This is a genomic window from Anaerobacillus alkalidiazotrophicus, assembly GCF_001866055.1.
Genome location: NZ_MLQS01000030.1, coordinates 641824 through 655906 on the forward strand (window position 1 = coordinate 641824; position 14083 = coordinate 655906).

Below are 14083 nucleotides of genomic sequence, written 5' to 3' on the forward strand. Positions count from 1 at the left end.
AGTAAGCCTTAATCCATTTTAATTAAATAAAAGCAGGACTTTGCATTTTCGCAAAGTCCTGCTTTTTTATTTTGCAAGAAACAAGCAGTCATTGTTTTAGGACTATGAGTATCTAATTTTTTAGATATATTATTCTGGTTAACCAGTAGGTCCTTGAGGTCCAGTGTCACCCTGAGGTCCAGTGTCGCCCTGAGGTCCAGTGTCACCTTGAGGTCCAGTGTCGCCTTGAGGTCCAGTGTCACCCTGAGGTCCAGTGTCGCCTTGAGGTCCAGTGTCACCCTGAGGTCCTTGAGGTCCGGTATCGCCTTGAGGTCCAGTGTCACCCTGAGGTCCTTGAGGTCCGGTATCGCCTTGAGGTCCAGTGTCGCCCTGAGGTCCAGTGTCACCTTGAGGTCCAGTGTCGCCTTGAGGTCCAGTGTCACCCTGAGGTCCTTGAGGTCCGGTATCGCCTTGAGGTCCAGTGTCACCCTGAGGTCCTTGAGGTCCAGTGTCGCCTTGAGGTCCAGTGTCACCCTGAGGTCCTTGAGGTCCGGTATCGCCTTGAGGTCCAGTGTCACCCTGAGGTCCTTGAGGTCCGGTATCGCCTTGAGGTCCAGTGTCACCCTGAGGTCCAGTGTCACCTTGAGGTCCAGTGTCACCCTGAGGTCCAGTGTCGCCCTGAGGTCCAGTGTCGCCTTGAGGTCCAGTGTCACCCTGAGGTCCAGTGTCACCCTGAGGTCCAGTGTCACCTTGAGGTCCAGTGTCGCCTTGAGGTCCAGTGTCACCTTGAGGTCCAGTGTCACCTTGAGGTCCAGTGTCGCCTTGAGGTCCAGTGTCACCCTGAGGTCCAGTGTCGCCTTGAGGTCCAGTGTCACCCTGAGGTCCAGTGTCACCTTGAGGTCCAGTGTCGCCTTGAGGTCCAATGTCACCCTGAGGTCCAGTGTCGCCTTGAGGTCCAGTGTCACCTTGAGGTCCAGTGTCGCCTTGAGGTCCAGTGTCACCCTGAGGTCCAGTGTCACCTTGAGGTCCAGTGTCACCTTGAGGTCCAGTGTCACCCTGAGGTCCAGTGTCACCTTGAGGTCCAGTGTCACCTTGAGGTCCAGTGTCACCCTGAGGTCCAGTGTCACCTTGAGGTCCAGTGTCGCCCTGAGGTCCAGTGTCGCCTTGAGGTCCAGTGTTGCCTTGAGGTCCTTGATCGCCTTGAGGTCCAGTGTCGCCTTGAGGTCCAGTGTCACCTTGAGGTCCAGTGTCACCCTGAGGTCCAGTGTCGCCTTGAGGTCCAGTGTCGCCTTGAGGTCCAGTGTCGCCTTGAGGTCCAGTGTCGCCTTGAGGTCCAGTGTCACCCTGAGGTCCAGTGTCACCTTGAGGTCCAGTGTCGCCTTGAGGTCCAGTGTCACCCTGAGGTCCAGTGTCGCCCTGAGGTCCAGTGTCACCCTGAGGTCCAGTGTCGCCCTGAGGTCCAGTGTCACCTTGAGGTCCAGTGTCGCCTTGAGGTCCAGTGTCACCCTGAGGTCCTTGAGGTCCGGTATCGCCTTGAGGTCCAGTGTCACCCTGAGGTCCAGTGTCGCCCTGAGGTCCAGTGTCACCTTGAGGTCCAGTGTCGCCCTGAGGTCCAGTGTCGCCTTGAGGTCCAGTGTCGCCCTGAGGTCCAGTGTCGCCCTGAGGTCCAGTGTCGCCTTGAGGTCCAGTGTCACCCTGAGGTCCTTGAGGTCCGGTATCGCCTTGAGGTCCAGTGTCACCCTGAGGTCCAGTGTCACCTTGAGGTCCAGTGTCACCTTGAGGTCCAGTGTCGCCCTGAGGTCCAGTGTCACCTTGAGGTCCAGTGTCGCCTTGAGGTCCAGTGTCACCTTGAGGTCCAGTGTCACCCTGAGGTCCAGTGTCACCCTGAGGTCCAGTGTCGCCTTGAGGTCCAGTGTCGCCCTGAGGTCCAGTGTCGCCTTGAGGTCCAGTGTCACCTTGAGGTCCAGTGTCACCCTGAGGTCCAGTGTCGCCTTGAGGTCCAGTGTCGCCTTGAGGTCCAGTGTCACCCTGAGGTCCAGTGTCACCCTGAGGTCCAGTGTCACCTTGAGGTCCAGTGTCACCCTGAGGTCCAGTGTCGCCTTGAGGTCCAGTGTCACCTTGAGGTCCAGTGTCGCCTTGAGGTCCAGTGTCACCTTGAGGTCCTTGATCGCCCTGAGGTCCAATGTCTGTACCTAAGAGTTCATCCGATACAAGACGATGTGCCGTAACTAATTGACCTGCTGGATTTTTCCCCCAAACGGAAATTTCCGTTTCATCTTCAGCAGCTCCTGCAGTTGTAAAGATAAATTGATAAGCATTCACGTTAGCAAAAAAGGTTCTGGTAACTACTTGGTTAGGAGCTACTACAAACATCTCATTAACGTATAAAGTTCTTGAACCGTTTAATACAAAACCCTGAATGGACACGGTAGAAAAATCAACAGAATTATTATTAACAATTTTAATGGTCACTTGTGTGGTGGGCCTAACTCCGCCAACAGGATTATTTTCTATCGGACCTGTTGATAAAATTGCCATTCAGCAGTTCCCTCCTTTACAAAAAAATAATTTAGACTCTCTTTACTTTGATGAGGATACATTAAGGGATAGTTGATTAAAACATAGAATAATAAAATAAGTGTATTGTGGAAAATATTCCCTTTATTTTATTTTGATTCCTTTAAAATGATTGAGCAAATACCTAATTAAAGAGTTGAATTTTTTTACATGTCTAGTTCATCTGATACAATACGATGTCTTGCTACTAATTGACCTGATGGATTTTTCCCCCACATGGAAATTTCCGTTTGATCTTCGGCTGCTCCATCAGTTGTAAAAACAAATTCAAAGGCATTCACGTTAGCAAAAAAGGTTCTGGTAACTACTTGGTTAGGAGCTACTCCAAATAGCTCATTAACGTATAATGTTCTGGAACCGTCTAATGCAAACCCCTGAATGGATACAGTAGAAGAGTTAACAGAACTATTATTAACAATTTTGATGGTCACTTGTGTGGTAGGCCTAACCCCGTCAACAGGGTTGTTTTCAATTGGTCCAGATGAAAAAGTAGCCATTTATTTAATTCCCCCCTTATTTGAATATGATGTTATAAAATTCCATGCCCAAAGAATTCAACAATGCTGTAATAGGATCTGTTCAAAAAAAGTAAGAAAAGGGCAGTACACTTATATATGATCCTGTTATTATCGTCCTCTTAATATTTACTTTCCTAGATTGTAAAAAGAGAGTAAAGAAGCCAAGATATATTAGAAATACTTGTAATTAATAAAAGCTTAATTAAAAAAGTCTTTGGCAACTTCTTAATATCTTACTCTTTGTTCGTTCATTTGGTTGAGTATATGCCCTATTCAACAGTGGTTTTTACAATTTGTACCAAATATAAATTTCGTTTAGGCAGCATATTATAAATTTCTCCATTTGTTCTTGATGGTACGGCGCTTTTGATAATAATCGTTTTGTGGGAAGGTATTGAAGCATCAATTTCATCAATAACAGACTGAACATAGGAAAGATCAGGACTTCCATCTTCTAAAGAGGGAGTGCTAACTGTCACAAAAATAATCGGATTTTCAATGATCTGTTAATCCTACATCCCGTGCTCCAATCACACATATTTTCATTTGAATTCGCCTTCTAAACGACGAATAACATCGACAATACATAAGGAGGACATATCGTATTAATGGGCAGGGGAAGTTTGTTACAACATCCCAAAGAAACAATGAAAAATGGGTGAAGTCCTAGTTATCTTAGTTAGTAATTTAATACAGTATATTACAGACTGAGCGCAGTTTTACTTCATCAACAAAAGCCTTTTTCGAATGGGACAAATTTCATTCCGTATTTGTAAGAATAGAGTAAGTACTAGCAAGGAGAATAGGGAAAAGAGGTGAAGGTGACAACAGTAAAAAATTATACCTGCAGCAAGATACGGAACACGTAGCCTTCTTTATAAAAAAGGAATAGGTAATACAATTAGGGCTTATTGGTAATGAACCTTTTGCTGTATTTTTACCAGACTTTTTATTTTTTTCTTGTAACGAAATATGTAATCTTAAATACTATTAAAGCAAATTAGATAAGATAACACATAAAAGGAGTAAAAGTGCTTAAAGAGGTTTATATCTTAAAAAGGAATGATATTAGTATATCTCGATGGTTATAATTATTACTTATAAGATGTTTCGCCTAAAACATTAGTAGGTTCATCTGCGTCAACATGGCCCCCTGTAAATAAATTCTTTTGCATAATCCCATCCTTCATTAATAGGCTATAAAAAGTATAAAGAAATTTTATATAAAGGGAGAGACTATATTATATGAAACAAATGAAGAACGATCTAATAGTAACGGGAATCCAAAGAGGAGGTACTACTTTAACAACAGCACTATTAGACAGCTTAACTAATTGCGTATGTTTAAGTGAACCTAATTGGCAATTAGACTGGGTAAACCAATCCAATGATTCAAACGAAATTGTAGATTTTTTAATCAAGGATTTCAATAAGGTAAGAACCGAAATTTCAAATAATAAACCTATAATAGATCGTCGTAAAAATGATGGGTCAGCGATAACGAATTATTATGAACGAAATGAAGAAGGGGACCCAAAGAGAATTGAAAAAATTAAGCGTACGATATTTAAAGTTGAAAATAATGAATTCTTATTAGGTATGAAACATCCAGCATTATATACAAGTATTCTACCCGAACTTATTGAGAAAAAACATTTCTCTATAATAGCTATTATTAGACATCCAATTCCTACTATTTTATCTTGGAATTCATTAAATTTATATATTAGCAGAGCCCATGTCCCCCATGGTGCCCCATTTTGGGCTGAATTAAGAAGCATAATAAAATCTAAAGATAAACTAATTGATAAACATGTGAAAGTATATGATCTTGTTTGTCAACGGTATTTAGCCCTGAGAGAAGAGCTTCATTTATTAAAATATGAAGATATAATTCAGGATCCATCTATATTAGAAAAGATTACAAATAGGCGTTATGAAAAAAGGCTAGAGATAAATAATCAAAATAAAAATAGTGCCTATGACTATAGTTTAGTTGAAGAATTAAAAGAGAGCCTTCAACGGTATGCTCCGAATGCTCTTAAGTTATATTCTTTGGATAAGTTTTAATTTTTTAAGATAGTTTTATTATACCTAAAATTCCGCAGTTAAGTTTTAGCTCTATAAGTCTTATGAAACTTGGTAACTGGTAATTTTATAACAATTTAATTTGTTATTTATTGCTTTTCATGTCTTACATTTTTAGTTTTTATTTCTTTTTAATGTTACAACTTGGTTGCTCAGACCGTTTTTCAATTGTAACAGTTTTTTTTTGTTACTCTGTTCTACGAAAAAGTAGAATTGTTATTGTGAAATCGATCCATAAGATTATAAATGAAAGAGGGAGTTTTTTTGTGAACCATAAAAAATTAGTATTAACAAATAAAGATATTGAAGAAGGTAAACATAGAGAAGCAGTAGGCGGAAAATGGGATGAAATAGGTGAACTACAGTTTGATTGGTTTGTGAAAAAAGGTTTAAAAAAGGAAAATACTTTTCTAGATGTTGGTTGTGGTTCATTAAGAGGGGGAATTCATTTTGTTAATTTTTTAGAAAAAGGAAATTATTATGGTATCGATATCAATGAATATCTAATTAAGGCTGGGAAAATTGAACTACAAAAACTAGATATTTTAAATAAAGAGCCTACTTTAATAGTAAATGGAGACTTTAATTTCGGTCTATTTAATCAAAGATTTGATTTTGCTTTTGCTCAATCAGTTTTTACCCATCTTTCATTAGATGAAATATACAAATGTTTGGTGCAGATTGAGAAGGTATTAAAAAGTAATGGGGAATTTTACGCTACTTTTTTTGAAGCTAAAAATAAAAAATACAATTTGGAGAGTCTTAATGATCTCCTTTATAAATCTAAAAACGAAGATAAAGATCCGTATTACTATCCTTTTTCGGTGTTTCCGTTCATAATTAGAGATTTATCATTAACTGTTGAATATATAGGAAATTGGAATCATCCACGAAAGCAAAAAATGTTACTTTTCAAAAAAAAGAAAAAAAATAGCTGAGCTTGAATTTAATATACAATGGATTTAACTCAAGCTCCAAAAAGTCCTTTACTATAGAGAGAATGTAAGTATACAAAATTCCTACCTGGAACCTACCCCACCGTTTTGAAGCGGTATTTTTGACCATTGACATCTATCTGATACTTGCCGTTGTATCTAAAAAAGCTCTTTATGGTGTGCCTGTTCAGCTAAACTACGCTGCGATGTCTTATTCTCTTGTCGCAAGAAGAAAGCTCGAGCGAATTCCAACCATTCAACATCTCATTAAACGACTTAAACATGACTACATGTTCCGTTTAGACTGTGGATTTCTTCTTTCTGATACGATTCCATCTGAAGCTTCTTATTCAAGAATGCTTACGAAATTAGCAGAAACAGAGGTTCTTGAACGTGTTCAAGAACCGTAAATCCTCCAAGTATTTTAGAAGGGTTTATCAGTAATTATACCATTGCCATTGATGCGACTCACATTGAAACTCGAGATCAAGCACCAACGAAAGAAGAGAAGCCTAAATCTGAACCCCAAAAGTACAGACGTAAATCAAAAGAAGAGCGAGAAAAATAGCTTCAAGAACAAGCACCAAAAGAAGCAACTCTTCCCATTTTCGAGAAGAAGATTGAAAACCCAACTTGATGCGGCTCTAGAAGAGCTACGTTCGTCTGTACTCACCGCTCCTAAGTGAGGCATCAAGAAAAACATTGAAGGAAAGAACGTATTTTGGTTTGGTTACAAAGGACACTTTGCCGTTGGAACCAAAAATTAATACATCCTTCAGTAAAGTTGATTATCTTTTAAAATTTAAATAAAGGAGTCCTATCAATGGTATCCATTATCACCTGTACCATTAGACCTGAATATATCAATCATGTTTTTGAAAATTATGAAAGGCAGACATGGAAGGATAAAGAATTGATTATTGTACTAAACCGAGAAGATATGGATCTAATGGAGTGGAAGAAAAAAGCGGAACAATATCAGAATGTTTCCGTTTATCAAAAGCCTTATGAGATAACAGTAGGGGAATGTAAAAATTTCGCAATTAAAAAAGCGAAATTTGACTATATAGCCAAATTTGATGATGATGATTATTACTCTCCTCACTTTCTTAGTGAAGGCATGAAAGCATTTGAAGACAAGAATGCGGATATTACAGGGAAATGTGCCTATTTTGCTTATATAGAAAGAACGAAGGAGTTAGTTACTCGTTTTAATGTGGAAAATAGGTTTGTAAGTGCAGTTTGTGATTCTACTTTAATATTTAAAAAAGAAATATTTAATCATGTCCAATTTACAACCAAACAAAATCAAGGCTCTGACAGACAATTTCAAATAGAAAGTCAAGAGAAGGGGTATAAAATATATTCGACTTCTAAATATAACTACACAAATATAAGAAGAGATGTAAAATATCATACATGGAAAATTAGTGAAGAAAATTTTTTGAAAAACTGTAGATTCGTTGCTAATACTGATCATTACAAAAACCTTGTGGATAAAGAGTTTTAATGGATTAGGTAGTATAAGTTACAGTTTAACAAAGTGAAAATAATTAGGAGGCAATAACGATGTTAAATAATGTATCGGTTTTGATTCCTTTTAAGCCGGATAAGGGGATAAGAGAAGATTTGTTTAAATGGGTGACAACCTTTTATCAAAATGTTTTACCTGAAGTTGAAGTATGTATTGGTGAAAATCATGATCATCCTTTTAATAAATCAAAAGCTATTAATTTAGCTGCAAAGAATGCCACAAAAGATGTGTTTGTAATTGCAGATGCTGATATCGTATATAACCCGCAAATCATTGTTAAGTCAATTGAATTACTTGATAAAAACGCTTGGGTTATTCCTTATAGTAAATGCCTAGATCTCTCTGAGAAAAGCACGAGAAATCTTCTGAATGTTCAACCTAAGTGGCCATTCCCAATCGAAGTAGAATATAATGAACGCCATAAGAATAATCCAAATTATCAATCTATAGGTGGAGTTATCGTTCTTAGGCGTCAAAGCTTCAGTATTGTTAGAGGATTTGATGAGAGATTTAGAGGGTGGGGAAGAGAGGATGATGCATTTAAGGATGCTATGAATACTTTATGTGGGCCTTATAAGCGAATTGAAGATGATTTTATCTATCATTTATGGCATCCAAAAGCATGGAATTCAAATATAAACAATAATGTTCAATTATATAAGCAATATGTAAATAGTATTGGAAATGTACAAAAAATGAAGACATTAGTTGATGAACAAATGAAGTGAGGTACTAACTTGTGAGGATATTGGATCACTTGGCGGAGTTTCCTAGTCTGTTTGTAAGTGGGAATTAGTGTATATTCTGTTAATCTAAGTAGTATGTAAATAAAGTTTCTTGTTAAATGAAATAAATCAGGATATTTTTTGCAAGGGTTGCATCGTGGATTATGATGTAAGCTTTTTTTGTCATGGATGTTAAGGCAAATAAATTAGCTTTATAATTTATGACTCAATATTTTCAGGATGTAATGTAAAAATTCTACATGCCCTCTTTTTAAATAGACAACTTCCCTTCTCTAAGACGTACGAATAGAGTACTAATGGGGTACTGGAAAGCAGCTTAGATTAGGGGTATCAAAAGGTTTGGAAAGCAATATAGATTAAGTAAGGCTTTTTTTGAGTGAGTATGGAGTTGATGTAGAACAACAAAAATTTTAAATGGTGAACCTAACCATAAAATCATTCATAAATTAATAATTATGAGCAGTATGATTTTACAACAAAGGAAGTGAAGAAATGAAAGGGGTTATTTTAGCAGGAGGAAGCGGTACTCGGTTAAAGCCCTTTACTAAAATTATCAATAAGCATCTTCTTCCGGTTGGTCCTTTCCCGATGATTTATTGGTCGATCATTAAGCTTAAAGAAGCAGGAATAGAAGATATATTAATATTAACAAACAGAGAACATTTAAGTTCCTTCATGGCATTATTTGATGATGGAAAGGAATTAGAAGTTAATTTAAGCTATAAAATCCAAGACGGTGCAAATGGAATTGCAGATGGCCTATCTTATGCAAAGTCGTTTGTAAAGGATGGAAAGTTTATTACTTTATTAGGGGATAATATATTTGAAGATTCCCTTGTTCCTTACATTGAAAATTATAAGATGCAATCTAGTGGAGCTAGAGTTTTATTAAAAAAGGTATCAAATCCTTCCCGGTATGGAATTGCTATATTAGATGAAGGAACTAGCACGATTCAGTCAATTATTGAAAAACCAAAAATAACCAATTCTCAATATTGTGTAACAGGGGTTTATATGTATGATTCACAAGTATTTGAATTGATTAGCTCTATAAAACCATCTGATCGAGGTGAATTAGAAATTACTGATGTTAATAATCTATATATAAAAGAAAACCAGTTGTATTATGATATATTACAAGGTTGGTGGATCGATGCAGGCACTCACGAATCACTCTTTAAAGCAAATACATTAGTTAATGAACGAATTGAAACCTCTAAAAATTCTCAGAAAGGGGGAGTCGAGTGAGTAAACATCTTCTAATCACTGGTGGTGCGGGGTTTATTGGATCAAATTTTATCGATTATATATTGAAGAATACTACTTATTCTATCACCAACATTGATGCGTTAACGTATGCAGGTCATATTAACAACATGAAAACCTTTAATCAACATAGGAATTATCGATTTATTCAGTGTGATATTAGTAATGGAACAAGTTTGAAACAAGTTTTTGATTGTGACTATGAAGCCATTATTAATTTCGCAGCCGAATCCCACGTCGATCGAAGTATTGAAAATGCTCACCCATTTATTCATACAAATATAAACGGGACGCTTAACCTTCTTAATGCTGTTCTTGCTGGAAAAGCTAAAAAAATGATTCAGATTTCAACAGATGAAGTGTATGGATCCCTAGATCAAGATAGTCTCCCCTTTACTGAATATTCGCAGCTTGCATCAAATAACCCTTATTCAGCGAGTAAAGCAAGTGCCGATTTATTCGTTCGCTCTTTTCATAGAACATACCAGCTGCCATTAATTATTACTCGTTGCAGTAATAATTATGGTCCAAAACAGCATTTGGAAAAATTCATTCCCAAAGTCATCACGAATGCTTTAAATGATCAAAAAATCCCGCTTTATGGAGACGGGAAACACGTTCGAGATTGGATCTTTGTTGATGATCATTGCCGTGCGATTCATACGGTATTAGAACATGGCGACTCAGGTGAAGTATACAACATTGGTGGTGGACATGAGTGGACGAATAAAGAAGTGATTACATTAATTCTTGATTATTTAAATAAAGATTATAGCTTAATAGAATATGTCAAAGATCGAAAAGGGCATGACAGGAGATATGGAATCAATTGGGGAAAAATCCATAAGGAATTAGGATGGAAACCACAAGTTTCTTTTAGAGAGGGGCTAATCAAGACCATTGAATGGTATAAAACCAACTACAGTCAATAAAGTGGGTGAAAAATCGGTGCGGATCTTGATTACTGGTGCAAATGGCCAATTAGGAAAAGAACTAGCAGAGAAGGCGAAACAATTGGCGACCGTTACAGCATTAGGGAAAGACCAGCTAGATATTACAAATCAAATTCATGTTTCGCAGGTAATTAATAGCTTAAAACCAGATGTCATTATTCATGCAGCTGCTTATACGGCAGTGGACCAATGTGAACATGACAAAATGAAAGCTTTTGAGGTTAATAGTCTAGGAACTTTGCATGTTGCAAAAGAAGCAAAACAAAGTGGAGCAAAAATGGTCTATATTAGCAGCGATTACGTATTCAGCGGCGATAAAACAACCCCTTATAGAGAAGAGGATCATCCCAATCCGAAAAGTGTTTATGGATTAAGTAAATGGCTTGGGGAACAACTCGTCCGATCGATAATAGAAGAATCCTATATTGTAAGAACATCCTGGCTATACGGAAGTAGTGGTAAAAATTTCGTCAAAACGATGCTCAAATTAGCAGAGCAAAGGAACGAAGTTAAAGTGGTAGACGATCAAATCGGTTCACCGACCTATACGAAAGACCTAGCGGATGTGATTATGCAGTTAATCGGTAAAACGTATGGAATCTATCATGTTAGTAATTCTGGATTCTGTAGTTGGTATATGTTTGCAAAATATATTTTTAAAGAAGCAGGATTCGACCCTAATTTAATTAAGCCGATAACGACCGAGGCTTATGGAGCTCTGGCACCAAGACCGGCATATTCTGTTTTGGCTCATAACTCTTTAAAGAGAGAAGAAATTGAAAAACCTAGACGATGGGAAGAGGCCGTCGATGAATTTATTAGGGAGGAGTTAAAACATGATTGAAGGCGTGAAAATCAAGAAATTATTAAAGCACTGCGATGATCGAGGTTTTTTTGCTGAACTTGTAAGAGATGACGAAGATCTATTGGAAAACTTCGGGCAAGCATCGTGGTCGATGAGTTATCCTGGCGTTATTAAAGCCTTCCATTACCACGAAGAACAAGATGACGTATGGTTTTTTCCTTCAGGGAATGCTCAAGTCGTCCTTTATGACCTGCGAAAGGTTTCAGCAACGCATGGGGAAACAGAAGTCTTTTATATGGGGGAAGAAAATCCAATCGTGTTGCTCATTCCCAAGGGTGTTGCTCACGGTTATCGCGTTCTCGGGCAAACACCGGCAACAATTATTTATTTTACAACGAAATCCTATAATCCTGAAAAACCTGATGAGAAACGGATACCGTGGGATGATCCAAATATAGGGTTTGATTGGGAGATAAAAAATCGGTAATAATTATAGCCTTAGCACATTGGAATATCGGGCTAAGGCTGTTTAAATTTAATTGTATAAAAGCAGTTGATTTTTATTTAGAGCATTAAATTTAAGAGAGCTCTGTTAAATTGTCTAAATACTTAAATAAACAAAAAATATGGGTATTTAATTATACTAAAAAACCTTAGATTAATAAGATATAAGGAATAGCAAAAGGAGGGAACTTAAAATTGAAGTCAAACACGCATCACCAATTATTACAACCGTTTTTAATGACTTCGGTACCAAAAAGCGGGACTCATCTTTTACATCAGCTTCTTAATGGAATGCCTCATATATCAATGAACATTACAGATAGTAGTAAAAAATTTTTTTTCGATGATATGGATCATTTTATGTTACAAAACGGATATCAAGATCATTATAGACGACTTGTGGCACTTAAAAGGAATGAGTTTGGATTAGGTCATGTTTTTTATACGAAACAATATGAAAATATGTTAAAAAAACTTAAAATAAAACATATTTTTCTTCACCGTGATCCTAGAGATGTATTAGTTTCCATGTCTTACTTTATTCCTAGTGAACGGGGATGGAAAGAGCATCCACTTAGAAATGAATTTAAATCATTAACTCCCAAAGACCGTATACTAAAATTAATTAATCAAGCATACCTAGGCCAAAATGGTAAATGGAAAAGTTATAAATCCTATATCGAAGGGTTCTACGGATGGTTAAATGACAAAAACACGTATTCGTTTTCTTTTGAAGAATTAATAAATAATCGCTTTATAACATTAATGAATCTAGTAAATTATTTATGGGGTGGGTTATTAACTCCAGTTCAAAAAAAAGCAATGGTTACAAAAATGATTGGTAACATAGATACAAATACTTCTCGAACATTCCGTTCTGGAAAGGTTGGTGCATGGAAAACTGAATTTGACCAAGAAATAAAAGAGGAATTTAAAAAAAGTGCAGGAGATTTATTAATTCGCTATGGATATGAAAAAAATAATAATTGGTAGCTTAGTAGTAAGCGTACAAAATCCAGTGGGGAAAAGCGAAACGCTATTCCCCACTGGATTTATTTTTTAGGACTTTTAAGACGGACCCCAAAATACGATTAGTTGGTGGTTTATTAAGCTCTTTCCGTGATTTGTGTTCGCTATGAATAATTCAGGATAAAACATACATTATTAATCTGAATTATTCACACTTCCAAATAAATGTATGAATTGAAATCAACGTCTTACTTTCGCTTTCATCCGCCAAAGTAAGACGTTGATTTCTATAATGTTGTTGGGTTAAAGCGGCAAGTGGGTAGAAAAAATCTTTTTTGGGGGCAGACTATTCCCTTGTTAACTCTAGCAGAAATGGTTTCTTTTTTCAGGGATTTGATGAATGGCCTATTTAGCTCATTTCCTTGATGGTTAAGGAATTGGAAGTCATCTAGATATTTTTATAAATAATTCAGGTTAAAATTCATTTTTAAAAATTTTTTGGAATTTTTTCAGTTCTACTTTTGTAGCTTGATCTAATAAATCAATTCTTTTTTGGAGTGATTTTTTAGCGTGATAATATATATTTAAATCTAATTGGTTTTTTTCAGATATCTTATTAATAATTTTAGGGGGAACTAATCTTGAACTAGGGCGATTACTATTAACATTACGTTTTTTATACCTTATATTTTTCCAATTTAAACTCTTCATCATAAGAAATAGGGATTCTTCATACATTTCTGTAATTCCTACCATATGAAAATTATTCAGGTTCTCTTTTGCCTTTTCTATATCTACTGATGAAGTTCCTGATAAATACCAAGTAAATCTATTGTGTTCTACAATATCAATAAACTCTTCTAAACTATTGTCCAATGCTATTTTATACATGGGTTGTTTTGGATTATTCCTTACATAATAATACAATGAAATCATTGATTCTATTGGATCTCTTAAAAAAGTTATATACTTAAAGGATTTTTGAATATATGAGTGAATACCAAATTGACTGTGCCCTTGTAAACATTTTATACGATCTAATTCTTTAGATGGCATATATCTAATTTTTTCATCTAAAAATTCTCGATTTGAAAAAGTTATTATTTCATTAGGTTTATATTGTGCTTCAACTATCTTTCTAAGAGTTGTACCTCCAGTTTTTGGTATATGCAAAAAAATGAGTAAATCATTATTTTTGTCCATAAAAGC

Annotated in this window: 13 protein-coding genes and 1 pseudogene; 10 read left to right on the forward strand and 4 right to left on the reverse strand. The window is 36.6% G+C overall.

Features of this window, described 5'->3' with window-relative positions; translation table 11 throughout:
• Window positions 1-8 precede the first annotated feature (8 nt).
• The 3 genes from BKP45_RS23415 to BKP45_RS18960 form a co-directional block, all read right to left on the reverse strand.
• Complete coding sequence (locus tag BKP45_RS23415; protein WP_322788167.1) at window positions 9-2162, reverse strand: translocation/assembly module TamB domain-containing protein; 2154 nt, start codon at window positions 2160-2162, stop codon at window positions 9-11.
• A 540-nt stretch (window positions 2163-2702) separates the two neighbouring features.
• Window positions 2703-3053: a hypothetical protein gene (locus BKP45_RS18955; protein ID WP_071390745.1), complete on the reverse strand. Its 351-nt coding sequence runs from the start codon at window positions 3051-3053 to the stop codon at window positions 2703-2705.
• Window positions 3054-3343: 290 nt separating this feature from the next.
• Window positions 3344-3577, reverse strand: a complete 234-nt coding sequence (locus BKP45_RS18960) for a hypothetical protein (protein WP_084788049.1) — start codon at window positions 3575-3577, stop codon at window positions 3344-3346.
• A 742-nt stretch (window positions 3578-4319) separates the two neighbouring features.
• On the opposite strand from BKP45_RS18960, the gene BKP45_RS18965 reads away from it, so the two are divergent.
• From BKP45_RS18965 to BKP45_RS19010, 10 genes and pseudogenes are all read left to right on the forward strand, one after another.
• The gene (locus BKP45_RS18965) at window positions 4320-5144 is read left to right on the forward strand and encodes a sulfotransferase domain-containing protein (protein WP_071390747.1); all 825 of its coding nucleotides are present in this window, start codon (window positions 4320-4322) and stop codon (window positions 5142-5144) included.
• 284 nt (window positions 5145-5428) lie between these two features.
• Entirely contained in the window at window positions 5429-6100 is a 672-nt protein-coding gene (locus BKP45_RS18970; protein WP_071390748.1) for a class I SAM-dependent methyltransferase, read from the forward strand.
• 98 nt (window positions 6101-6198) lie between these two features.
• Window positions 6199-6861: pseudogene (locus tag BKP45_RS21845) on the forward strand (transposase); the annotation flags it as partial.
• 59 nt (window positions 6862-6920) lie between these two features.
• Window positions 6921-7607 (forward strand): glycosyltransferase, encoded by a 687-nt coding sequence (locus BKP45_RS18980; protein WP_071390750.1) that lies wholly within the window; start codon window positions 6921-6923, stop codon window positions 7605-7607.
• Window positions 7608-7666: 59 nt separating this feature from the next.
• Window positions 7667-8359, forward strand: a complete 693-nt coding sequence (locus tag BKP45_RS18985) for a galactosyltransferase-related protein (RefSeq protein WP_071390751.1) — start codon at window positions 7667-7669, stop codon at window positions 8357-8359.
• Window positions 8360-8869: 510 nt separating this feature from the next.
• Entirely contained in the window at window positions 8870-9625 is a 756-nt protein-coding gene (locus BKP45_RS18990) for a sugar phosphate nucleotidyltransferase (protein WP_071390752.1), read from the forward strand.
• Complete coding sequence (gene rfbB / locus BKP45_RS18995) at window positions 9622-10575, forward strand: dTDP-glucose 4,6-dehydratase (RefSeq protein WP_071390753.1); 954 nt, start codon at window positions 9622-9624, stop codon at window positions 10573-10575. Before BKP45_RS18990 ends, rfbB begins: the two co-directional genes overlap by 4 nt.
• Before the next feature lie 16 nt (window positions 10576-10591).
• Complete coding sequence (gene rfbD / locus BKP45_RS19000; RefSeq protein WP_071390778.1) at window positions 10592-11440, forward strand: dTDP-4-dehydrorhamnose reductase; 849 nt, start codon at window positions 10592-10594, stop codon at window positions 11438-11440.
• Window positions 11433-11888, forward strand: a complete 456-nt coding sequence (locus BKP45_RS19005; protein WP_071390754.1) for a dTDP-4-dehydrorhamnose 3,5-epimerase family protein — start codon at window positions 11433-11435, stop codon at window positions 11886-11888. Before rfbD ends, BKP45_RS19005 begins: the two co-directional genes overlap by 8 nt.
• Before the next feature lie 212 nt (window positions 11889-12100).
• Complete coding sequence (locus BKP45_RS19010) at window positions 12101-12898, forward strand: sulfotransferase domain-containing protein (protein ID WP_071390755.1); 798 nt, start codon at window positions 12101-12103, stop codon at window positions 12896-12898.
• 450 nt (window positions 12899-13348) lie between these two features.
• Here BKP45_RS19010 and BKP45_RS19015 read toward each other — a convergent pair whose 3' ends face one another.
• A complete protein-coding gene (locus BKP45_RS19015) occupies window positions 13349-14077 on the reverse strand; it encodes a sulfotransferase family 2 domain-containing protein (RefSeq protein WP_071390756.1) in 729 nt (242 codons plus the stop codon).
• Between the last annotated feature and the right edge of the window lie 6 nt (window positions 14078-14083).

Excerpts from the sequence above, each read along its gene's own strand:
- BKP45_RS19005 (WP_071390754.1), top strand. The coding sequence starts at position 11,433 with ATGATTGAAGGCGTGAAAATCAAGAAATTATTAAAGCACTGCGATGAT.
- BKP45_RS18980 (WP_071390750.1), top strand. The coding sequence starts at position 6,921 with ATGGTATCCATTATCACCTGTACCATTAGACCTGAATATATCAATCAT.
- BKP45_RS19015 (WP_071390756.1), bottom strand. The coding sequence starts at position 14,077 with ATGGACAAAAATAATGATTTACTCATTTTTTTGCATATACCAAAAACT.
- BKP45_RS18985 (WP_071390751.1), top strand. The coding sequence starts at position 7,667 with ATGTTAAATAATGTATCGGTTTTGATTCCTTTTAAGCCGGATAAGGGG.
- BKP45_RS18965 (WP_071390747.1), top strand. The coding sequence starts at position 4,320 with ATGAAACAAATGAAGAACGATCTAATAGTAACGGGAATCCAAAGAGGA.
- BKP45_RS18955 (WP_071390745.1), bottom strand. The coding sequence starts at position 3,053 with ATGGCTACTTTTTCATCTGGACCAATTGAAAACAACCCTGTTGACGGG.
- BKP45_RS18990 (WP_071390752.1), top strand. The coding sequence starts at position 8,870 with ATGAAAGGGGTTATTTTAGCAGGAGGAAGCGGTACTCGGTTAAAGCCC.